Raw genomic sequence first — 20,298 nt, forward strand, 5'->3', positions numbered from 1 at the left:
ATCACCTCAACGTGACAGCGAAGCGAGCGAGAAAGCATAACCATGAGTGAAATTAGCCATAACGTCGATAAGAAGCTGGTCTTGGCCAGCGGGCGTGCCCACCCGGAACTTGCCGCCAAGGTGGCCAAGGAGCTGGAAACCGAGCTACTGCCGCTGAACGCGTACGACTTCGCCAACGGCGAGATCTACGTCCGTTCGGACGAATCCGTGCGCGGTAAGGACGTCTTTTTGATTCAGTCCTACCCGGCACCGATGAACAACTGGCTGATGGAACAGTTGATCATGATCGATTCGATGAAGCGCGCCTCGGCTCGTCGGATCACCGTGGTGGCTCCGTTCTACCCCTACGCTCGCCAGGACAAGAAGGGACGCGGTCGCGAGCCGATCTCGGCCCGTCTGATCGCCGACCTGTACAAGACTGCCGGTGCCGACCGCATCATCTCGTGCGACCTGCACACCGCGCAGATCCAGGGCTTCTTCGACGGTCCGGTCGATCACCTCTTCGCTTTCCCGGTCTTGGCCGATTACATCCGTACCAAGGTTGATGTCGATGAGATCACCGTGGTGTCCCCGGACACCGGCCGCGTACGTGTAGCCGAGCAGTGGGCCGAGCGTCTGGGCGGTGCCCCGCTGGCTTTCGTGCACAAGTCACGCGATCTGACCGTGCCGAACCAGGCCGAGTCCAAGACCGTTGTGGGCCAGGTTGAGGGTCGTACCTGCGTGCTGATCGATGACATGATCGATACCGGTGGAACCATTGCCGGTGCGGTGCGCGTGCTGAAGGAAGCCGGCGCCAAGGACGTGATCATCGCCGCAACTCACGCAGTGTTCTCGGATCCGGCCGCGCAGCGTCTGGCCGAGTGCGGCGCCCGCGAAGTTGTCGTTACCGACACCCTGCCGATTCCGGAAGAGAAGCGCTTCGAGAACCTCACCGTGCTCTCCATCGCTCCGGTCTTGGCTCGTGCGATCTCCGAGGTCTTCCACGATGGCTCCGTGACCAACCTGTTTGACGGTCGCGCCTAAACGTCGCTGGAATCGATGGCTGGTTTCCCTCTGCGCGGGGGAGGCCGGCCATCGGTTTTTAAGCTTCCGGCGACGGTGGTAGAATTATTGACTGTGCCCAGGCGAGGGAAACGCTTTTATGAGCGGGACCGTTATCGACAAGGCCGGAAAAGCTCTTTCATCTCTTGGATGTTGGATGCTTCCCGAGTCCACGCAAGGGCGTAACCGAAGCATTCATTACCTAAGGAGAATAACTATGGCATCTGTCAACCTTGACGCCGTTGTCCGCACCGATTTCGGTAAGGGCGCAGCCCGCCAGGCCCGTCGCGATGGCCAGATCCCGGCCGTTGTATACGGTGCAGGCACCGAGCCGCAGCACGTGCTGCTGCCGGCTCAGGAGACCACCCTGGCCGTTCGTGATCGCAGCGTCACCCTGGTGCTGAACATCGAGGGCAAGGAAGTTTCCACCTCGGTTCAGGATCTGCAGATCCACGCCCTGCACCGCACCGTCGATCACATCGACCTGGTCATCGCCAAGTAGGCAACGCGCGCAGCTTTCGCCAAAATTCATGAACAATGAAACTTGGCTGGTAGCCGGGCTCGGGAATCCCGGGCCCGGCTACGCTGGCAATAGGCACAATGTCGGGCAGATGGTGCTCGATGAACTGGCGCAACGTGCCGGTTCCAAATTCAAAACCCACCCCTCGCGGGCCCAGATCATTCAAGGGAGGCTCGGCGTCGGCGGTCCCCGTGTGGTGTTGGCCAAGCCCATGACCTATATGAACGTCTCTGGGGCGCCGGTGGGCAAGCTGGCCAAATTTTTCAATATTGATGTGCAACACCTGATTGTGGTGCACGATGAGATCGATATCCCCTTCGACACCATCAAGCTCAAGCGCGGTGGGGGAGAAGGCGGGCACAACGGGTTGCGCGATATCTCCAAGGTTATGGGGTCCAAGGATTACCTGCGGGTGCGTACCGGGGTAGGACGTCCTCCTGGACGTATGGATACCGCGGACTGGGTGCTACAGGACTTTTCTAAGGCCGAACGGCAGACCCTGCCCATGCTGGTGGACTCTGCGGCCGACGCCGTGGAATTTCTTATCGCCCACGGCCTAGAAGCGGCGCAGGCCAAGTTCCACACCGGATCGTAGCCCGTCCTTACTAAGGACCTGCTTAGATGTCTCACGCGGTCAGCGGTGGAATAATTAGCATAAGAACGCATGGTCTAATCGTCGATTAGACGCTCGAAGCCGCTATGAGGGAGATACCAGTGACGTCGGTAACCGGTCACGCAGACACCCAGCACCCGCTGTCCAGCAGCGAGGTCGCCCGGATCAAAGCAGACTTTGAGATTCTCGAGCACCCGATTAACGGTACCGATCTCGTGTACCTGGATTCCGGCGCCACCAGTCAGAAACCGCGGTGCGTCTACGAGGCTGAACAACACTACTATGAGACGGCTAACGCGGCGGTACACCGCGGCGCTCACAGCTTAGCGGTGGAAGCTACCGAACTTTTCGAACAGGCCCGTGAAACGGTGGCCTCTTTCATCGGGGCCCGGTCGAACGAGGTCGTATGGACCTCGAACGCCACCGAGGCCCTGAACCTCATCAGCTATTCGCTGTCCAACGCCTCGGCCGGACTTGGCGGCAGCGCGGCAGAACGCTTTCGGCTAACCCGCGGTGACGAGATTCTCGTGACCGAACTGGAGCATCACGCGAACCTGATTCCTTGGCAGGAATTGGCCTTCCGCACCGGTGCCACACTACGGTACGTGCCGGTGACCGAAGACGGCGCACTACGCTATGACCTGCTCGACGAGCTGGTCACCGAGAGCACGAAACTCATTGCATTCACTCATGTGTCCAATGTGCTTGGCACAATCACCGACGTGGAGCGTTTCGTGCAGGCCGCTCGCCGCGTCGGTGCGCTGACCGTGCTCGATGGGTGCCAGTCGGTGCCGCACCTTCCGGTCGACGTCAAAGCGCTAGATATCGACTTCATGGCTTTCTCGGGACACAAGATGCTCGGCCCCACCGGCATCGGTGCTCTCTACGGCCGCGCCGAGCTCCTCGACGCGATGCCGCCATTCTTGACCGGCGGCTCCATGATCACCGTGGTGGATATGGAACACGCCGAATACTTGCCCTCGCCGCAGCGCTTCGAAGCCGGCACGCAACGCATTGCGCAGGCACACTCGCTGGCCACCGCGGCTAGCTACCTCGATGAGATCGGGATGGAGCGCATTGCCGCTTGGGAAGAGCACCTAGGAACCCTACTGCTCGAAGGGCTCTCGCAACTTGACGGTGTACGCGTCTTTGGCCCCACGGACGCCCCACGCATCGGTACTGTACCCTTCGAAGTCATGGGGGTGCACCCACACGATGTCGGGCAGTATCTAGACTCTCGCGGAATTGCGGTACGTGTAGGCCACCACTGCGCGCAGCCGCTGCACCGGGCGCTAGGCGTCACCGCCACGACACGTGCCAGTACCTACCTGTACAACACCGAAGAAGACGTCGCCGCGTTGATCGCCGCCGTCGGCTCGGTTCGTGAATATTTTGGAGTTTAAGTGAACGAGCTCGATCAGCTTTATCAGCAAGTGATCCTGGATCACGCAAAGCGCCGGGTGGGTTCGCCTCTGGTAGAACCCGCCGCGGTAGCTCAAGGTGAATCGCATCAGCACAACCCGATCTGCGGCGATCAGATCCGCGTGCGGGTTGGTCTGGATGAACAGAACGTGTTTACCTCCGTGAGCTGGGAGGGCGAGGGATGTTCGATCTCCATGGCCTCAGCCTCGGTACTGAGCGAAATGCTTCCGGGCATGGGACGCGATCAGTTCTTAACCACCCTTGACGCCTTCCGAGAGATGATGCGCTCGAAGGGAACCGCGACCCCGGATGAGGAAGTGCTCGAGGACGCAGCGGCCTTCGTGGGCGTCTCGAAGTTCCCGGCGCGAGTCAAATGCGCGATGTTGGCCTGGGTTGCGGCCGAAGCGGCCATGTTCGGCGCCAGCGCTTAGCTCGCCGCGCTGACCCTCCACGCGATAAAGGCACCTCGAACCGAAACGATGTTCGGATCGAGGTGCCTTCGCTGTCGCTAGCCTCTGGTTAGCCCCGCGGTGTGGCGAGAGAATCAGGCTCAGAATCGACCGTGGCTGCTTGTAGGAACGGGGGCTCGTTCGGGTCGGTTGAGACCGCCGCACGAACCTTCGCGCCGCGCAGGTAACCAATGATGCCCAGCAGGAGGATCGCCGCGAGGGTGCCGAGCGCGAAGACCTCGAAGGACAGCTGCGAAACGCCCCAGATCTCAACGAAGTCATACTCCACGTTGAACAGCGCCTCGAGGGTACCGGGGAAGATCGCTACCCATGAGCCCAACAAGATCCATGCGAAGCAGATGCCGCCGAGCAACTTGAAGACGCCATCGGAAACCGGGACTCGGAACGGGCGCACGGCATCCGGATACTTACTGCGCAATTTGGTCGCGGCCGGAATGGCAATGAGGTAGCTGAGCAAGAAAGTTGAGATCGAAATGGTCAGCACCACCGAGAAGACGGCGCCACTGGTACCCGAAAGCTGCATCGCGGCGAGCATGAATACGGTGGAGACGACTCCAGAGAGCGTATTGACTCTCACGGGTGTACCGAGCTTTTCGTGGAAGCGGCCGAAGAAGCCGCCGAAGAATGAACCATCGGCCGCGGCCATGGCCTGCATACGGTCTGAAATGATCATCCACGCCCCTCCCTGTGAGACAAGGACGAAGCAGAAGACCACCGCGCTGATCGCAAGTATCGCATCGGTTGCCGGACCGAAAATAGTGAACACGGTAGCCACGGCTCCAAAAAGCCCACCGATGCCGGTGATCTCATCCAGCGGCACCACCATCAAAATGGCCAGTACCGGCAGAAGATAGCTTCCGGCGGCCAAGAGCGAGGTGCGCATAATCGAGACCGGTACGTCCTTGGCAGGATTCTTCATTTCACCGGCCGCACTGTTCCCGGATTCGAAACCGAGGAAGGAGAACAGCAACAGCGGCGTCAGGCCCAAAAAGCCGCCCATGGTCGGGCTAAAGTCCCCAAGATTCAGCCCGTTGAAGCCGTGAATGAAACCGTAGATCACGGTGACAATTAGGAAGAATGCGAGGAAGGCCAGCTTGAGGATGGCACCGAGGGAGGGGAGCCACTTGCCGTGTTTCAAGCTGACAATGGCCGAGCTGACCGTGATCCAAATGAATCCGAGTTTGAACAGGTAGTCGGTGAGCGACCCGGCAGCAATGGGGGAGACGAATTCCGACCAGGTCTCTACGGCCACGAAGGCCATGGCCCCGCCCACCCACACGGGCTGAGTCACCCAAGTCAGCAGCGATGCGATGGCCGCCACCACCCGACCGAAGGCCATTTTGGTCCAGATATAGACGCCGCCTTCTTCGGTGAATGCTCCGCCGGTCTCGGCAAAGATTAGCCCATAGGGGATCATGAAAGTGAAAGCTAATACCAGCGTCCAGGTAAAGGTTTCGGGGCCGTAGCCGGAGACTTGGCCGAGTACTTCGATGGATACAACCGCTGCAACGACAAGCAGAAGGATGTCCATCCTCCCCAGACTCTTTTGCAGATGTTTGGTTTGTTCTTGGGCCAGCTGCGTGGCTGATGATCTCGTTGACATCCTCAGTCCTTAAATGCGAGATTCCTGAAGTCCCGTGCGGGTGCTCCCTCGGGGCTACTGTGGTCAGTTGCTCCGCCTTTGCGAGGGGCGAAGTATGTCCCGGGGTGCCCGCGGTGGATGCGTCGCGGGAACCGGGGCCGTGCTGATTGCTCAAGCCTATGACGCGCGTTACATCGGGTAAACAGGTTTATTGAGATGATTATCATGCATTAATTTGATGAAGAGACTGCCGAGCCCGCGATGAGCTGTCGCCGCCTGGAATGCCCGCGTAGTGACATGGCGCAGACGAGGGCCGCGCACAGGTCTAGTGCGATGAGCGCAAGCATCCAGTGGCCGTGCGTTGAGCTGTGGCTAAGGCTTCGGCTCGTCGCGGTGCCGTGGTGCCCTCCGTTGGAATACATGGCCGTGAGCAGTCCCATGTGAACGAGTGCCGAAGCGGCGCACATCAGCATGGTTTCCCGCGCCTTCTTCTCTTCCGCGCATCGCGTCAGTCGCATATGCACGGTGCAGACTAGGCAGATGATCCCGGTGATCAACATGCTAATTCGCATGGAACCCTGACTTGCTAAGGTCGCCACTAAGTGCAGTGTGAGGGTGCTGTATCCGGCCGCGCTAACCATGCGCAATGACGGGCCGGGTGGTCGCCATGAGGCAATTCGGGGGTGGTCGGCATATGCGGCCATGTTTTCTCCCTCGTGAAGTTTTTGAGTGATGCTCTTTACGGATCCGCGTGACTCCTGTAACAATCTTTATTGAACAGTTGTATCACCAAAACTTCTTCGGAGGAATACCATGACGGTCCAAGATCAGGATCTGCGCACCACGATCGACCATCCGCTGAACCAGATCACAGCGGAGGAAATTCGCCTCACCCGCACGATCCTCGATAGGGCAGGCTTGTTGCGTGAGACCTCGCGCTTCGCCTATGTGGGTTTGGTCGATCCAAGTAAGGAAGAGCTGTACGCCGCCGCACCGCAGCCCGTCGATCGCAAGGTCCGTGTGATGCTCTATGACCCCAGCATTCCCGAATCTCTAGATCTCACGCTGTCCCTGAGCGAAGAGCGCGTGGAGACGCAGCGTGAAATTGATCCGGCGAACGACGGCCAAGTGCCGGTGTTGCTCGAGGAATTCGAGACCGTCGAGGAGATCCTCGCAAACGATGAAGGATGGATCAAGGCGCTGGCCGATCGTGGCTTGAGCCCGCAGCAGGTACGCGTTGCTCCACTCTCTGCGGGTGTCTTCGACTATGAGAACGAAGAGGGCAAGCGTCTGCTGCGTGGGTTGGGCTTTGTCCAATACGATGCCCAAGATCATGCGTGGGCTCACCCGATCGACCGTTTAGTTGCCTTTGTTGACCTTGAAAACCGATGTGTCGATCGGCTGATCGATGACGGCCCGGTACCGGTACCTGAGGTCAACGGCAACTACACCGACCCACAGGTGAGCGGCCCCGTTCGCACCGACCTGAAGCCCATCGAGATCACCCAGCCCGAGGGGCCCAGCTTCACCTTGGACGGCAATCACCTGTCGTGGCTTGGCTGGGATCTTCGCGTGGGATTCGACGCGCGCGAAGGGCTGGTGCTGTACCAGATCCACCACACGCACGGCCAGCGTCGTCGTCCGGTGATCCACCGTGCCTCGATCTCCGAAATGGTCGTACCCTACGGCGACCCCGCCCCCTACCGCAGCTGGCAGAACTACTTCGACACCGGCGAGTATCTGGTCGGCCGGGATGCCAACTCCCTGCGTCTTGGCTGCGACTGCCTAGGCGACATCACCTACATGTCGCCGGTAGTCGCCGATGACTTCGGCAACCCACGCGTTATCGACAACGGCATCTGCATCCACGAAGAGGACACCGGTATCGCCTGGAAACACACCGACGAGTGGGCCGGATCCAACGAAGTGCGCCGCAATCGCCGCCTGGTGATCTCCTTCTTCACCACCGTGGGCAACTACGACTACGGCTTCTACTGGTACCTCTACCTCGATGGCACCATCGAATTCGAGGCCAAGGCCACCGGCATCGTCTTCACCGCCGCACTGCCGAATAACAGCTACCCCTACGCCTCGGAAATCGCCCCGGGACTGGGTGCTCCCTTCCACCAGCACCTGTTTGGCGCACGCCTGGACATGATGCTCGACGGCGCGACCAACTCGGTCGAAGAACTCGAAGTGGTCCGCCTGCCCAAGTCCGACGGTAACCCGCACGGCAACGCCTTCACCCAGCGCCGAACCCTGCTCGCTCGCGAGAGCGAAGCCGTGCGCGACGCTAACGCCGCCGCCGGACGCGTTTGGCATGTCAGCAACCCGAATTCGCTCAACAAGCTGGGACAACCGGTTGGCTACACGCTGTACCCGGAGAACAACCCAACCCTGGCAATGGCCGACGATTCGTCAATTGCCGCCCGCGCCGGATTCACCCGGCACGACCTCTGGGTGACTCGCTACGCAGCCGAAGAACTGTATGCAGCCGGAGACTTGGTCAACCGCCATCCCGGGGGAGCCGGCCTACCAAGCTATGTGGCCCAGGACCGTGAACTTGACGGAGAGGACATCGTGCTGTGGCACAGTTTCGGGCTGACGCACTTCCCACGCCCCGAAGACTGGCCGATCATGCCGGTGGACACCGTGGGTTTCACTCTCAAACCGCATGGCTTCTTTGATGAGAACCCAACACTTAACCTCCCGGCTAGCGTCAGCTCGCACTGCGCCAGCGAATCCCAGAGCGGCGGATGCCACTAGGTTTGGCCCTCGCTGAATACACCGGTTACCGGTGACGAGAACTATGGGTGGTGGCGCCGGTGCGGCGCCGCCACCCATAGTGCTGCGTGGGCTGCACGTATGATCGGACAGAGTTGTGTACACGCAGTGAAAGGACGGGTGCCGATGCCCAAATTGGTTGATCACGACGAGCGACGTACCACAATTATCCAGACCACCTGGGAAATTATCGCCTCGCACGGTATGGAGAACGCGACCATGCGGGACATCGCTGCCGCCTGCGGCTATGCCGGCCCCGGGGTTATCGGCCACTATTTTCCGAATAAGGACGCGCTGCTACTGGCCTCATATGAACTGATCTGCCAGCGCACCAACGAGCGGATCGATCGTGCGGTGATGCAGAAAACCGGGCTCCGGGCGCTTCTTGCCATGTGTCTTGAAATCATTCCCGCCGAGGAACTGACCCGCACCGAGGCCAGGGTGGCCGTGGCCTTTTGGCAGCGCGCGCAGACGGATTCCAAGCTACGCGCCGTCGGTGCCGCCACGCTGGGGCAGTGGAGGGCACGGATGCTCAGCTACCTCTCCCAAGCGCAGGTAGCGGGAGAGGCTGCCGATTCGATACGCGTTGACCAGGTGGTCGACGAGCTACTCAACGTGATGATGGGCCTGCACATCACCTCGATGCTAGACCCACAGCAGATGAGCGAAAGTGGCCAGCGACGCCTGCTGCGCGCCATGATCGACGCGCTGCAGGTGCCCTAAGGCGTAGTTTCAGCCGGGCCGGTGCCTTGGCCCTCGGCAATTTGGGCTCGAATGGCTTGCGCAACCACACGCATTCGCGCAGTCGGACGTTGGGTGCGTAATCGGGCGAGCACGGTGCGCAACGAAGGCACCTCATTGGAAATCTGCACGGTAGCAATTGAGCTGCCGTCATAGGTCATTTGATGCGCTGGCCGCTGGTGCAGAATCGAGTACCCATGGGCATGGGCGACAAAGGTGCGAACCGTCTCATAGCTGGCCGATTGAAAACGAATCTCTGGTTGCACCCCGGCCTCGTGCAAAATCGACAGCATGAGTTCTTTGGAGTGCGGCATATCGAGCAAGATAAAGGGTTCATCGGCGAGCTGGCGCAAATCAATCTCTTGCTTGCCAGCGAGCCGGTGCTCGGCCGGGAGCGCCACATAGGGGCGTACCGAATTCACCGGGGAGGCCAGCACCGTTGGTGGGATCCCCAAGTCATAACTTAGGGCCAAATCGGCTCGGCCCTCGATCAGTGCCTGGGAGCAGCCGGCGGCGTCGGCTTCGAGCACCTCCAGGCGCAACTTGGGGTGGGTGTCTTGGAGCCGGGAGACGAGATCCGGAATATGGAAGGGTGCCAGCGTCGTGAAGCAGACGAGGCGCACGGTGCCCGAAACGCTGCTTTGGTCACCCTTGGCGTTCTCAACCACTTCTTCCATATGTGCCAGTACCGAGTTTGCGTCCCGGAGAAACAGCTCACCGGCCTGCGTGAGCACCAGACCTTTGGAACGCTGGCGGATGAACAGCTGGGAACCGATGTGTTTCTCCAACTGGGCCACCGCGCTGGAGACCGCCGATTGTGCCACGTTCAGTCGCTCGGCCGCGGCCGTCATTGAAAGACGGGCGGCGGCCTCAGAGAAGTAGCGCAACTGGGTAAGCGTCACATCCATGGTCAAAGTCTCGCATTCTCCTCGCCTCGTGGCCCCATCGGACCGTCCGGTCAATTGGGCGATTACACACAGTTAAACGCACGATGGCCCACCGACCGGTGTGCCACCGCGCGTCTACTGCTAGAAACCTTAGCCGAATTGAATCCAGGTTGTTTTCAGCGCGGAATAGTTATCGAGGGCGTGCACCGAAAGGTCCTTGCCGAAACCCGATTGCTTGAAGCCGCCGAAGGGAGTGGTCAACCCCAATGCATCGACGGTATTGACGGATACCGTACCGGCGACCAGCCGCTGCGAGACCCGGTGGGCCCGAGCCAGATCGGCGGTGAACACCGAGGCGGCCAACCCGAACTCGGTCTCATTGGCCAAGGCAATGGCCTCATCTTCGCTGTCAAAGGCCTGCACGGTGGCCACCGGTCCGAAAACTTCAACGCGGTGCAGCTCGTGATCGTCCGGAAGTCCGGTAATCACCGTGGGCTGGATGTACGCGGTCGAACCGTGAAAGCTCAGGCGTTCTCCGCCGCAACGCACCACACCTTCTTCGGCCGCCCGGCCGATGAAACCCTGAACGGTGTCGGCGTGTGCCTCATCGACCAGCGCGCCGGCGCCCGCGTTGTCCGGGTCCAAGGGGTCGCCCACTGCGTAAGCACCGGCTTCCTCGATGAGCAACTGCACGAACGGTTCGAAGACCGAGCGTTCGACGAGTATTCGAGAATTGGCCGAACAGACTTCGCCCTGGTTGTAGAAGGCACCAAAGGCGGCCTTGGCGGCAGCGACACGTAACTCGGCGGTATCGGCGAATATGAGGTTCGCGCTCTTGCCTCCGGCCTCGAGGCATAGACGTTTCATATTGGTCTGCCCGGCAGCCACCTGCAGGGACTTAGCTACCTGCGTCGAGCCGGTGAAGGTCAACGCATCAACGTCCCGGTGGCGGGCTAGCCGGTCACCGGCCACCGACCCACGCCCGGTCACAACATTCAGTACGCCAGCTGGGATCCCGGCCTGCTGAGCGAAATCGGCAAGCCGAAGGGCGGTCAACGAGGACTGTGTTGCGGGTTTGAGCACCACACTATTGCCCAGCATGAGAGCCGGGGCCAATTTCCAGGCCGCGATTTCCAACGGATAGTTCCATGGAGTGATGGCGGCGATGACACCCAGCGGCTCGCGGGTGACCAGCGCGGTGGATCCCGGCGGGGTGACCGGAATTTCGTCATGCGTCTTATCGGCCAGCTCCGCGTACCACCTAAAGGTGGCCGCGGCCCCGGGAATATCGACCGCAAGGCTCTGCGCGATGGGCTTTCCCATGTCGCGCGTTTCGAGTTCGGCCAGCTCTGCGGCGTTCTCCTCGAGGAGTTCGGCCAGTCTCAGGAGCGCTTTCCGTCGGTCATCGGCCGAAATCCGGGACCAAACACCGGACTCAAAGGTGCTGCGGGCCAAGGCGACCGCTCGATCGACCTCGCGGTCGGTGCAGTCCGAGATCCGCGCGATCAGTGAGCCGTCGATCGGTGAAATATCGTCGATGTAGGCTCGTTGTTCTTGGCGCTCGCCGATGACGGCGCGTCCATCGAACACGGCTGTATTGACCTGACTCATGATGAGACTCCTAGGGATTGGGCAGGGCGTGTGCCGAGGCGGCTGAGGGCGACATCGATCACCGTGTGAGCTAAAGCGATGGCGCCGTCACGCAGGGCCCGTTCGGCACCTTCGCCCACGCAGGCTGCGGCGAACTCCGGTTGGTGGTTACTGGCCGTACCGCCGACCCCGATATAGGGGTGAATGGCGTTGACGAGCTGGGACACATTTCCCATGTCGGTCGAGGCACGATTCATGGTCGCCGCGGCGGGATCCACGGAAAAGTCCCGTCCCAGTGCCTGCGCGTTGGCTCGGTAGAAATCCAGTGCCTGCTCATCGGTGCGCATCTCGGCGTAGCGTTGGCTTTCTTCGGTGATTTCCAGTGTCGCGCCGGTGGCCAGCGCGCCGGCTTCGAAACAACGGCGCACCCGCTGCTCAAGTTCGAGTAGTTCCTCGGTGGTTTCGGCACGCACGTACCAGCGTCCCTCCGTGCGCTCGGGGATGGCATTCGGTGCCTGACCGCCGTTGGTCTGCACCCCGTGAACACGAACCGTGGAGGGCAGCTGTTGCCGCAACAGGCCCAGAGCTACCTGGGCGATGAGGAAGGCGTCGTTGGCGTTGATACCGCGTTGCGGGTACGCCGCTGCATGTGCCGCTCGTCCGGTGTAGGTCACATGCCAGTGCGTCACCGCGAAGGGTCGCGCCTCGGCCACGTCCACGGGCGCCGGATGGGCCATCAGCGCAAAATCAAGATCGCGGAAGGCGCCACGATCCATGAGTTCGATCTTTCCGCCGCCACCTTCTTCGGCCGGCGTGCCGATGACCTGTACTTCGAGTCCCAGCCGATTGGCGACCCGGGCCAGGCCCAGAGCGGCGCCGGTAGACATCGCGGAGATGAGATTATGGCCGCAGGCGTGGCCAAGACCCGGCAAGGCGTCGTACTCGGCCATGAGTCCAACGGTGAATCGGGTGTCGCCGGTGGGCGTGTAGCGGGCCCGGAAGGAGGTTTCGAGCCCGAGATAGGGTTGTTCGATCGTGAAGCCGTGGTCGGCGAGTACTCCGGCAACGTCGGCGCTCGATCGGTGTTCTTGCCAGCCCAGTTCGGGATGGGCATGTAACCGGTTGGATAGGCCGATGAGCTCACCCAGAAGTTCGCTGATGCGCTCGTGCGCTGCCGTCTTGACGTCGTTATTCATCGCCGGGCACCCCGTAGGAAGGGGCAAGGAGCGGATCAAGGCCACGGTTAATGTAGTCCTGGCGCTGCGGTAGCCAAATCTCCAGCAGCTCGGCCAGTTTGCCAACGGGGTCGGTTTCGTCCCAGTCCACGCGGAGATCGGTCACGCGCCAGCCGGCGTTCCCCACCACGCTGAGCCCGGCCGAATGCACCGGACCGGCTTCGCCGCCGGCATCCATGGCTGCCCGGAGCCCTGCCAGAAGCCTCTCTTCGATGGTTCCGGTGTCTTGCAGCGCCGCTTGCACCATGGCGTCGAGCACCTCGAGGCTGGAGAGCATGTTGCCGGCAGCGACCGCATTGGGGTGCTGCACCGAGCCGTAAATCCCTAGCGCCTGGGCGCCGGAGTGCACGGCGGTATTACCGTCGGCATCGAGGACCAGCAGCTGCCGGTAGTCAATGGCCTGGTCATCCGCGTCGGCGAGAACGGCGTCGAGGGCCTGTTGTGCCGTCGCTCCGGCCTGCAACTGGGCAAGCAACTGCTGGCCGAGTCGGGGATCGGTGACATTCTGCGAATGCGCCGCTCCGAACCCGTCGGCCAGGTTCAGGCAACGGGCGGCCACGGCCGGGGAGGAAGAGGAGATCGCCGAGCCGATTTCTCCGGTGCGTTCGTCGCGCAGAATCAGTGAGAAAGTCATCGTTAGGCTCCGTCCTGGCTCAGTACCGCGGTGGCATCGATTTCGACCAGCCATTCGGGTCGGGCCAATGCTTGCACGACGATGCCGGTCGAAACCGGGTAGACACCCTTGAGCCAGCGCCCCATGGTGCGGTATACGTCCTCGCGGTAGCGCGGGTCGATGATGTAGACGGTGACTTTGACGATGTCGGCGAGGCTGCTGCCCGCTTCCTTGAGCAGCATGTCGATATTGGCCATGGCTTGCTCGGTCTGCGCCACAACGTCGCCGATCCCGACCGATTCGCGGGTGTCGAGGTCCTGACCAATCTGGCCGCGCAGGTACACGACCCCATTGGCCACTACCGCTTGGCACAGGTCGTTATCGAGGTTCTGTTCGGGGTAGGTCTCTTTGGTATTGAATGGTCGCAACCGGGTATGTGTCGGCATGGTCATGGCTCCTTAGGATGAGAGGTGAGGCGGTGCCTGTGACCATTCTTGATGCACGCCATGTATCTGTAAAATAGTCAAAATCTACGAACTGCATCACTTTTTCTGATTTATGCGGCACGAGGGGTCTGCGACGGAACGCGTGGCCCGCGCGTAGGCGCCTCAGTGGTGCGAGCCGCGCTTCATTGGCTTTCTTGATGACAAGCAGAGCAAATGATCTAATTTTCTGATGAACTGGAACACATAAGACTGTTGGACAGTTGACTCGGCTCGACGGTTTGCTTGGTGTTATCACCAATCAAAAACCTTCCCTTCTAGATGTACGAGACCAGAGCTCCCCCGCGAGCCCCGGCCTCGTGTGCGAAGCCTTCACCGAGCGGAGTGAAACCTATGGCTGAAGAAGTCATCGAAACGACCGAAGTTCTCGTGGTGGGTGCCGGGCAAGCCGGTATCGCCATGAGCGAGCATCTAAGCTCGATGCAGATCCCGCATCTTGTACTAGAGCGCTATGCCATCGCCGAACGCTGGCGCAATGAACGTTGGGACTCCCTCGTGGCCAACGGCCCGGCCTGGCACGATCGGTTCCCCGGCCTCGAATTCGAGTCCGTGCAGCCCGACGAGTTCGCCACCAAGGATCAGGTGGCCGATTACTTAGCCGCCTACGCTCAAAAGTTCCAGGCGCCGATTCGGTGCGGGGTGGAGGTCGCCAAGGTGACCAAGAAGCCAGGGGCTCAAGGATTTATTGTCCAGACCTCGGCCGGTACCATCGAGGCCCGCTTCGTGGTCGCCGCCACCGGCGCCTTCCAGCAGCCGGTGATACCGGAGCTCATTCCGGAATCTGCCGGATTGGAGCAATTGCATTCGAGTTCCTACCGCAATCCGGAGCAGCTGCCCGCAGGCGCGGTACTCGTGGTCGGGGCCGGGTCCTCGGGGGTGCAGATTGCCGATGAAATCCAGCGCTCGGGGCGTCAGGTTTACCTAGCCGTAGGCCCGCACGATCGTCCGCCCCGTAGCTACCGCGCCCGCGACTTCGTCTGGTGGCTTGGCGTTCTGAATAAATGGGAAGCTTCGGCCCCGGCCGCGGGTGCCGAACATGTCACCATCGCCGTCAGCGGAGCACACGGCGGACGCACCGTCGATTTCCGTGAGCTCGCAAAGTCCGGAATCACCCTGGTGGGTCGGGCCAATGAGTATGTCGATGGCGTGATGAAGTTCGGTGACGATCTCGTAACCAACGTGAACCGTGGCGACGATAATTACCTCTCACTGCTCGCCGAGGCCGACGAATACATCGAGCGCAATGGGTTGGACCTACCCGAGGAGCCCGAGGCCAAGGTCATCGGACCCGATCCCGAATGCATGGTTAATCCATTGCGCGAGCTCGATCTTAAGCAGGCTGAGGTCAATTCGGTGCTGTGGGCTACCGGCTTTAGCTCCGATTACTCCTGGTTGGACGTCGACGCCTTCGATGAGCGTGGGCGACCGGTGCAGGCTCGCGGGGTCTCGCGTGAACCGGGTATCTACTTCCTTGGGCTACCGTGGCAGTCCCGCCGTGGTTCGAGCTTCATCTGGGGTGTCTGGCACGATGCGAAGTACCTCGCCGATCACATCGGTATCCAGCGAAGCTACCAGCAGTATGAACTGAGCGAGCTAGCACAGGCGTAGATCGCGAGTCGGTAGCGTCCGCCGGAATTGGTGGGCGCTACCGCGCTGAGATCCCCTGGAAAGGAATTTCGGGTGATGACTACCCGCGAAGAAAGCGATTCTCTTGGTAGCCGCCGGATTCCGGCCGATGCGTACTATGGGATCCATACCGTACGGGCCTGTGAGAACTTTCCCATTTCCGCCCGCCCCATCAACATCTATCCCACCCTCATCCGTGCACTGGCCAGCATCAAACAGGCCGCGGCCCGCGCCAATGCACGGATTGGGGTCCTAGAGGCCGGCCGCGCGAAGTTGATCGAGGCCGCGTGCCAAGAGGTGATCGACGGGCAGCTACATGATCAGTTCATCGTTGACATCATTCAGGGCGGCGCAGGCACCTCAACGAATATGAACACCAACGAAGTGATCACCAACCGCGCGCTGGAGCTTGCCGGTCGGCAGAAGGGCGACTACGCCTGGTTGCATCCCAACGACCACACCAACTGCAGCCAGTCAACCAACGATGTTTATCCCACCGCGGTAAAACTCGCGCTGGCCTTTGCCCTCGAAGGCCTGTTGGGTGAACTCGAGGCGTTAGCCGATGGCTTTGGTGCCAAGGCCGAGGAGTTTTCCGGCATTCTCAAAATTGGCCGCACGCAGCTACAGGACGCCGTGCCGATGACGCTGGGGCAGGAGTTTCAGGCCTTCTCGGTGACGCTGCACGAAGACGTGCAACGGTTACGTGAGGCCGTGGCACTATTGCACGAGGTCAACATGGGCGCCACGGCGATTGGAACCGGGATCAACGCCCCGGAAGGGTACCGGCAGGAGGTTATCCGGCAACTGCGCGCGGTGACCGGGCTTGCGGTGGTCAGCTCCGGAGATTTGATCGAATCCACGAGCGATACCGGGGTTTTCGTTACCTTCTCTGGGGCGCTGAAGCGCACCGCGTTGAAGCTCTCGAAAATTTGCAATGATCTGCGGCTGCTTTCTTCCGGGCCGCAAGCGGGCTTTGCCGAGATCAATTTGCCCCCACGTCAGGCTGGCTCCTCGATCATGCCGGGCAAGGTGAATCCGGTAATTCCGGAGGCGGTGAACCAGGTGGCCTTCGCCGTGGCCGGTGCGGATGTGACGGTGTCCATGGCGGTCGAGTCCGGTCAGTTGCAACTCAACGCCTTCGAGCCGGTAATCGCCCACTCGCTGCTGCAGTCCATGACGTGGCTTCAGCAGGCCTGTGGCACTCTGCACCGTCACTGTGTCCAAGAAATCACCGCCAATGAGCAGCGTCTGAGGGATTCCGTGGCACGCTCCGCCACGGTCATTACCGCGCTGGCGCCGGTCCTTGGTTATGCGCGGGCCGCGCAATTAGCCAAGCTGGCGTTGAGTTCCCATCGGCCGGTGACGCAACTGGTGGGCGAAACCGAGTTGCTCGAGCCGGCAGAGCTGGCCCGGTTGCTCGATCCCGGGACGCTCACGGGCGCCGTACAAGCAACCCCTGCTCAAGCCGTGCGGCGTTAACGCGGTGCTCGGGCCGCCGCAACTACGGCGGCCCGAAAGCACGGGTGGCCTAGAGGCGAACCAGCATCTTGCCGGTGTTAGCCCCGCGCATCATCTGAATGAAGGCATCCACGGTGTTCTCCAGTCCGTCGACGATGGTCTCGTCGTAGGCGATCTTCCCTTCGGAGAACCAACGGCCCATATCTGCATAGAAGGCGTCGGCGTGCTGCAGGTAGCTGCCGAGGGTAAAGCCCTGAAGCTTCAGTCCGCGCGTGATCAAGTGCGACATGTTGCCCGGGCCCTTGGCGGTGTCGGTGCTGTTGTAACTGGAGATCGCACCACACAGTGCGGCGCGGCCGCCATTGTTGAATGACTCCAGGGCCGCCTCAAGCTGCTCCCCACCCACGTTGTCGAAGAAGACATCAATGCCTTCCGGGGCTACCTCGGCGAGCAATTCGATGGCTGGCCCGTTCTTGTAATTGAAGGCGGCATCGTAGCCGTACTTGCTGGTGAGTAGTTCCACCTTCTCGTCGCTGCCGGCCGAGCCGACCACGCGCTTGGCGCCCATGAGCTTGGCAATTTGCCCTGCGGCGCTTCCTACAGCCCCGGCGGCACCGGAGATGAAGACGGTCTCGCCCTCCTGCAGGCCGGCCACTTCCTTTAGGCCGACATAGGCGGTCATTCCGGTCATCCCCAGCATGTGCAGGTTCAGCGAGGAAGGCAGGTCTTGGCGATCGGGAACCTGGCGAAAGGTTTCGGCTGGGGCCTGAACGGTGTCGCTCCAGCCGTGCTGATGCAGCACGAGCGCGCCGACCGGCAGGGTCTCGGCATTCGATTCGACGACGCGGCCCACGGCACCGCCGGTGATCTGCTCACCGATTTCGTAGGGAGCCACATAGCTGCGTGCATCGCTCATGCGGCCACGCATGTAGGGGTCCACGGAGAGGAACTCGTTGCGCACGCGTACCTGTCCTGCAGGGAGTTCTGTATAGGTGACGGTGCGGGTTTCGAAGTTCTCTTCGGTGGGCCAACCGGTGGGGCGTGCGGCCAAAAGAATCTGCGTGCTGGTGAACTCGGTCATGAGTACTCTCCCTTTCTGTAACGGTCATTCCAATATATACTGGAATGGTTGTTACAGAAAAGGAGAGTTATGCCACGCGTGCAGGAATTCGAGCGAGACGCCGTGGTGCGAGCGGCCCGAGGCGTCTTCTGGGAACAGGGCTTCGAGAACGCCTCGATCCCAGCCTTGGAGCGGGCCACGGGGCTGAGCCGGTCAAGTCTCTACAACGAATTCGGGTCCAAGCGCGGCCTGTTCGATGCCGCAGTGCAGAGTTACCTTGAAGAGGTTTTGCGTCCGCGCCTAGCGGCGCTGCAGACCGATCCGGTCAACGCCAGTGCGCTGGGGGACTACCTGGAATCGCTGGAAGAGCTTTTTGCAGACCCCGACTCGCTGCCTACGGCTAACGGCTGCCTGTTGATCAATACCGCCGGGGCCCCTATGGGGCACGATGAGCACATCGCGGAGGTCATCGGTGGCTACCGTGATGAACTCTACGCCGCCGTGCTGCGCGGGGTATGCGCCAGCCGTCCGGAGGTCGAAGAGCGTTGCAGCTTACGAATGGCCGAAGCGATCACCGGGTTGATCATCGCCGCTTATGCGCTGATACGAATAACTCCCGCGCAGGCGCAGGCATTGCTGCGCACCGCACGGGAGCTATTAGTCGAGCTTTCGGGGCGTTAGGAGTTCTTTTCTTCCTGCTCGTAGACGTCCGGAATGCCGTCGCGGTTTTCATCGGCGGTTTCCCGGGCGAGTAGAACCTTGTAGCGGCGGTTACGCGGCACCAGCCAGAGCGCACCGAGGATTGCTGCGAGGAAGGACCCGGTTAAGATCGCGACCTTCGCGTGCTCGTAGTGCTCGGACTCGAGGCCGAAGGACAGCTCGGAAACCAGCAGGGACACGGTGAATCCGATACCTGCCAAGAAGGTAACACCCAGCAGATCGCCCCACTTGACGTCCTTATCCAAGTTCGCCTTGGTGAACTTGGTCAGAATCCAGGTGAATGCCATGATGCCGATCGGCTTACCGAGCACCAAACCGAGAATAATGCCCCACAGCACCGGATCCGTGAACAGGCCATTGCTGCCCCCCTCTGGGTTGAAGACCGTCACGCCGGCCGAGAAGAAGGCGAAAACCGGAATACAGAAGCCCGAGGACAGCGGGCGGAAACGATGTTCGAACTCTTCGGCCAGCCCGTGTCCGGGCAGGCCATCCTTGCGTCGAACCGGGACGCAGAAGCCGAGCACCACACCGGCGATCGTAGCGTGGATGCCGGAACCGAAGAAGAAGACCCAGGTAATAATGCCCAGCGGTAAGAGGATAACCCAGGCCGCCCAAGGGTGGTATCCGAAGAGCTTGCGCGCCTTATGCGATAGCAGGGCGAAGAGCGCAACCGGGATGATCGCTAGCGCCAGGTAGCCCCACTGGACATCATCGGTGAACACAAAGGCGATAATGACGATCGCGATCAAGTCATCGACCACGGCCAAGGTCAGCAAGAAGATGCGCAGCGCGGCCGGCAGTGCCGAGCCAATGACGGCCAAGACGGCCACGGCAAAGGCGATATCGGTGGCGGTGGGGATGGCCCAGCCCTTGAGGGTTTCTGGACCATTAGCCAGGTTCATTGCCACGAAAATCAACGCGGGGACGATCACGCCGCCGAAGGCAGCCGCCACCGGAACGGCGGCGGTCTTCATATCCTTCAAGTCGCCGACGACGAATTCTTTCTTCAATTCCAAGCCGGTGAGGAAGAAGAATACCGCCAGCAGTGCGTCGGCGGCCCAGTGGCCCAGCGAGAGATCGAGGTGCAGTCCGATGCTCTCGAAGTCGACTCCCAGGTGGAAGTCGCGCAATGCGAAATAGGACTCACGTAGCGGGGTGTTGGCCCAGATCAGTGCGATGATGGCGCCAGTGATCAGCACCATACCGCCGACGGTTTCCTTGCGCAGGATATCGCCGATGCGGACGGATTCTCCGTAACTGGGCCGTGAGAAAAGCTTGCGTGGTGAACCCGGAGATGGGTTTGGAGTCATAAGTGAACTCACCTAATGTCGTTGAACTGTCTTACACGCCGACCAGACTTCCCGGCACACCTAAGTCTTAACCCTATCGCGTCGTGCGTCACAGGCGGGAAAACTCCCGGACTATGGCGCGCT

The 20,298-nt window shown here is 61.0% G+C and carries 18 protein-coding genes and 1 pseudogene; 10 read left to right on the forward strand and 9 right to left on the reverse strand.

Annotated elements, in window-relative coordinates; genetic code table 11:
• Positions 1–42 precede the first annotated feature (42 nt).
• The 5 genes and pseudogenes from ACJD00_RS03915 to sufU all read left to right on the forward strand — a co-directional run bounded on the left by ACJD00_RS03915 (position 43) and on the right by sufU (position 4,027).
• Entirely contained in the window at positions 43–1,023 is a 981-nt protein-coding gene (locus ACJD00_RS03915) for a ribose-phosphate diphosphokinase (protein WP_309408472.1), read from the forward strand.
• Between the two features lie 235 nt (positions 1,024–1,258).
• Positions 1,259–1,531, forward strand: a pseudogene (locus tag ACJD00_RS03920) (50S ribosomal protein L25); the annotation flags it as partial.
• A 40-nt stretch (positions 1,532–1,571) separates the two neighbouring features.
• On the forward strand, positions 1,572–2,156 hold the full coding sequence (gene pth, locus ACJD00_RS03925) for an aminoacyl-tRNA hydrolase (RefSeq protein ID WP_418908578.1): 585 nt from the start codon (positions 1,572–1,574) through the stop codon (positions 2,154–2,156).
• Positions 2,157–2,260: 104 nt separating this feature from the next.
• A complete protein-coding gene (locus tag ACJD00_RS03930; RefSeq protein ID WP_396275257.1) occupies positions 2,261–3,577 on the forward strand; it encodes an aminotransferase class V-fold PLP-dependent enzyme in 1,317 nt (438 codons plus the stop codon).
• A complete protein-coding gene (sufU, locus tag ACJD00_RS03935; RefSeq protein WP_418908579.1) occupies positions 3,578–4,027 on the forward strand; it encodes a Fe-S cluster assembly sulfur transfer protein SufU in 450 nt (149 codons plus the stop codon).
• An 88-nt stretch (positions 4,028–4,115) separates the two neighbouring features.
• Here sufU and ACJD00_RS03940 read toward each other — a convergent pair whose 3' ends face one another.
• Entirely contained in the window at positions 4,116–5,597 is a 1,482-nt protein-coding gene (locus ACJD00_RS03940) for an APC family permease (RefSeq protein WP_418908580.1), read from the reverse strand.
• Positions 5,598–5,878: 281 nt separating this feature from the next.
• Entirely contained in the window at positions 5,879–6,220 is a 342-nt protein-coding gene (locus ACJD00_RS03945; RefSeq protein ID WP_418908581.1) for a hypothetical protein, read from the reverse strand.
• A gap of 241 nt (positions 6,221–6,461) precedes the next feature.
• Between ACJD00_RS03945 and ACJD00_RS03950 the strand changes: the two genes are divergently transcribed.
• Positions 6,462–8,414 (forward strand): primary-amine oxidase, encoded by a 1,953-nt coding sequence (locus ACJD00_RS03950; protein ID WP_418908582.1) that lies wholly within the window; start codon positions 6,462–6,464, stop codon positions 8,412–8,414.
• Positions 8,415–8,558: 144 nt separating this feature from the next.
• Positions 8,559–9,155, forward strand: a complete 597-nt coding sequence (locus ACJD00_RS03955; protein ID WP_418908583.1) for a TetR/AcrR family transcriptional regulator — start codon at positions 8,559–8,561, stop codon at positions 9,153–9,155.
• Here the strand turns inward: ACJD00_RS03955 and ACJD00_RS03960 are convergent.
• The 5 genes from ACJD00_RS03960 to ACJD00_RS03980 form a co-directional block, all read right to left on the reverse strand.
• Entirely contained in the window at positions 9,152–10,081 is a 930-nt protein-coding gene (locus ACJD00_RS03960) for a LysR family transcriptional regulator (protein WP_418908584.1), read from the reverse strand. The two genes, ACJD00_RS03955 and ACJD00_RS03960, sit on opposite strands and share 4 nt — an antisense overlap.
• A gap of 129 nt (positions 10,082–10,210) precedes the next feature.
• On the reverse strand, positions 10,211–11,671 hold the full coding sequence (locus tag ACJD00_RS03965; RefSeq protein WP_418908585.1) for an aldehyde dehydrogenase family protein: 1,461 nt from the start codon (positions 11,669–11,671) through the stop codon (positions 10,211–10,213).
• Positions 11,668–12,846 carry a M20 family metallopeptidase gene (locus ACJD00_RS03970; protein WP_309408452.1) on the reverse strand — a complete coding sequence of 393 codons (1,179 nt, stop codon included), beginning with the start codon at positions 12,844–12,846 and terminating at the stop codon, positions 11,668–11,670. The genes ACJD00_RS03965 and ACJD00_RS03970 overlap by 4 nt, the downstream gene beginning before the upstream one ends.
• Positions 12,839–13,519 carry a DUF1028 domain-containing protein gene (locus tag ACJD00_RS03975; RefSeq protein ID WP_309408451.1) on the reverse strand — a complete coding sequence of 227 codons (681 nt, stop codon included), beginning with the start codon at positions 13,517–13,519 and terminating at the stop codon, positions 12,839–12,841. The genes ACJD00_RS03970 and ACJD00_RS03975 overlap by 8 nt, the downstream gene beginning before the upstream one ends.
• Before the next feature lie 2 nt (positions 13,520–13,521).
• Positions 13,522–13,950, reverse strand: coding sequence for a RidA family protein (locus ACJD00_RS03980; RefSeq protein ID WP_309408449.1), 429 nt, complete (start codon positions 13,948–13,950; stop codon positions 13,522–13,524).
• 384 nt (positions 13,951–14,334) lie between these two features.
• Here ACJD00_RS03980 and ACJD00_RS03985 point away from each other — a divergent pair, with 384 nt between their 5' ends.
• Both ACJD00_RS03985 and ACJD00_RS03990 read left to right on the forward strand, forming a co-directional pair.
• Complete coding sequence (locus ACJD00_RS03985; RefSeq protein ID WP_418908586.1) at positions 14,335–15,609, forward strand: flavin-containing monooxygenase; 1,275 nt, start codon at positions 14,335–14,337, stop codon at positions 15,607–15,609.
• A gap of 75 nt (positions 15,610–15,684) precedes the next feature.
• The gene (locus ACJD00_RS03990; RefSeq protein WP_309408446.1) at positions 15,685–17,106 is read left to right on the forward strand and encodes an aspartate ammonia-lyase; all 1,422 of its coding nucleotides are present in this window, start codon (positions 15,685–15,687) and stop codon (positions 17,104–17,106) included.
• Positions 17,107–17,155: 49 nt separating this feature from the next.
• On the opposite strand, the gene ACJD00_RS03995 is transcribed toward ACJD00_RS03990, so the two are convergent.
• Entirely contained in the window at positions 17,156–18,166 is a 1,011-nt protein-coding gene (locus tag ACJD00_RS03995; protein WP_418908587.1) for an NADP-dependent oxidoreductase, read from the reverse strand.
• Positions 18,167–18,235: 69 nt separating this feature from the next.
• Between ACJD00_RS03995 and ACJD00_RS04000 the strand changes: the two genes are divergently transcribed.
• Positions 18,236–18,826 (forward strand): TetR/AcrR family transcriptional regulator, encoded by a 591-nt coding sequence (locus ACJD00_RS04000; protein WP_418908588.1) that lies wholly within the window; start codon positions 18,236–18,238, stop codon positions 18,824–18,826.
• Here ACJD00_RS04000 and nhaA read toward each other — a convergent pair.
• On the reverse strand, positions 18,823–20,175 hold the full coding sequence (nhaA, locus tag ACJD00_RS04005; RefSeq protein ID WP_418908589.1) for a Na+/H+ antiporter NhaA: 1,353 nt from the start codon (positions 20,173–20,175) through the stop codon (positions 18,823–18,825). The genes ACJD00_RS04000 and nhaA overlap by 4 nt on opposite strands.
• Positions 20,176–20,298 lie beyond the last annotated feature (123 nt).

Origin of the sequence: Glutamicibacter endophyticus (genome assembly GCF_048457885.1) — a bacterium.
Lineage (GTDB): Bacteria > Actinomycetota > Actinomycetes > Actinomycetales > Micrococcaceae > Glutamicibacter > Glutamicibacter endophyticus.

Bases quoted from the DNA above. Each gene is read 5' to 3' on its own strand.
- ACJD00_RS03960 (WP_418908584.1), bottom strand. From the start codon at position 10,081: ATGGATGTGACGCTTACCCAGTTGCGCTACTTCTCTGAGGCCGCCGCC.
- ACJD00_RS03955 (WP_418908583.1), top strand. From the start codon at position 8,559: ATGCCCAAATTGGTTGATCACGACGAGCGACGTACCACAATTATCCAG.
- ACJD00_RS03970 (WP_309408452.1), bottom strand. From the start codon at position 12,846: ATGAATAACGACGTCAAGACGGCAGCGCACGAGCGCATCAGCGAACTT.
- ACJD00_RS04000 (WP_418908588.1), top strand. From the start codon at position 18,236: ATGCCACGCGTGCAGGAATTCGAGCGAGACGCCGTGGTGCGAGCGGCC.
- ACJD00_RS03950 (WP_418908582.1), top strand. From the start codon at position 6,462: ATGACGGTCCAAGATCAGGATCTGCGCACCACGATCGACCATCCGCTG.
- ACJD00_RS03995 (WP_418908587.1), bottom strand. From the start codon at position 18,166: ATGACCGAGTTCACCAGCACGCAGATTCTTTTGGCCGCACGCCCCACC.
- ACJD00_RS03915 (WP_309408472.1), top strand. From the start codon at position 43: ATGAGTGAAATTAGCCATAACGTCGATAAGAAGCTGGTCTTGGCCAGC.
- ACJD00_RS03940 (WP_418908580.1), bottom strand. From the start codon at position 5,597: ATGGACATCCTTCTGCTTGTCGTTGCAGCGGTTGTATCCATCGAAGTA.
- ACJD00_RS03990 (WP_309408446.1), top strand. From the start codon at position 15,685: ATGACTACCCGCGAAGAAAGCGATTCTCTTGGTAGCCGCCGGATTCCG.
- ACJD00_RS03980 (WP_309408449.1), bottom strand. From the start codon at position 13,950: ATGACCATGCCGACACATACCCGGTTGCGACCATTCAATACCAAAGAG.
- ACJD00_RS03930 (WP_396275257.1), top strand. From the start codon at position 2,261: ATGAGGGAGATACCAGTGACGTCGGTAACCGGTCACGCAGACACCCAG.
- ACJD00_RS03975 (WP_309408451.1), bottom strand. From the start codon at position 13,519: ATGACTTTCTCACTGATTCTGCGCGACGAACGCACCGGAGAAATCGGC.
- nhaA (WP_418908589.1), bottom strand. From the start codon at position 20,175: ATGACTCCAAACCCATCTCCGGGTTCACCACGCAAGCTTTTCTCACGG.
- ACJD00_RS03945 (WP_418908581.1), bottom strand. From the start codon at position 6,220: ATGCGAATTAGCATGTTGATCACCGGGATCATCTGCCTAGTCTGCACC.
- pth (WP_418908578.1), top strand. From the start codon at position 1,572: ATGAACAATGAAACTTGGCTGGTAGCCGGGCTCGGGAATCCCGGGCCC.
- ACJD00_RS03985 (WP_418908586.1), top strand. From the start codon at position 14,335: ATGGCTGAAGAAGTCATCGAAACGACCGAAGTTCTCGTGGTGGGTGCC.
- ACJD00_RS03965 (WP_418908585.1), bottom strand. From the start codon at position 11,671: ATGAGTCAGGTCAATACAGCCGTGTTCGATGGACGCGCCGTCATCGGC.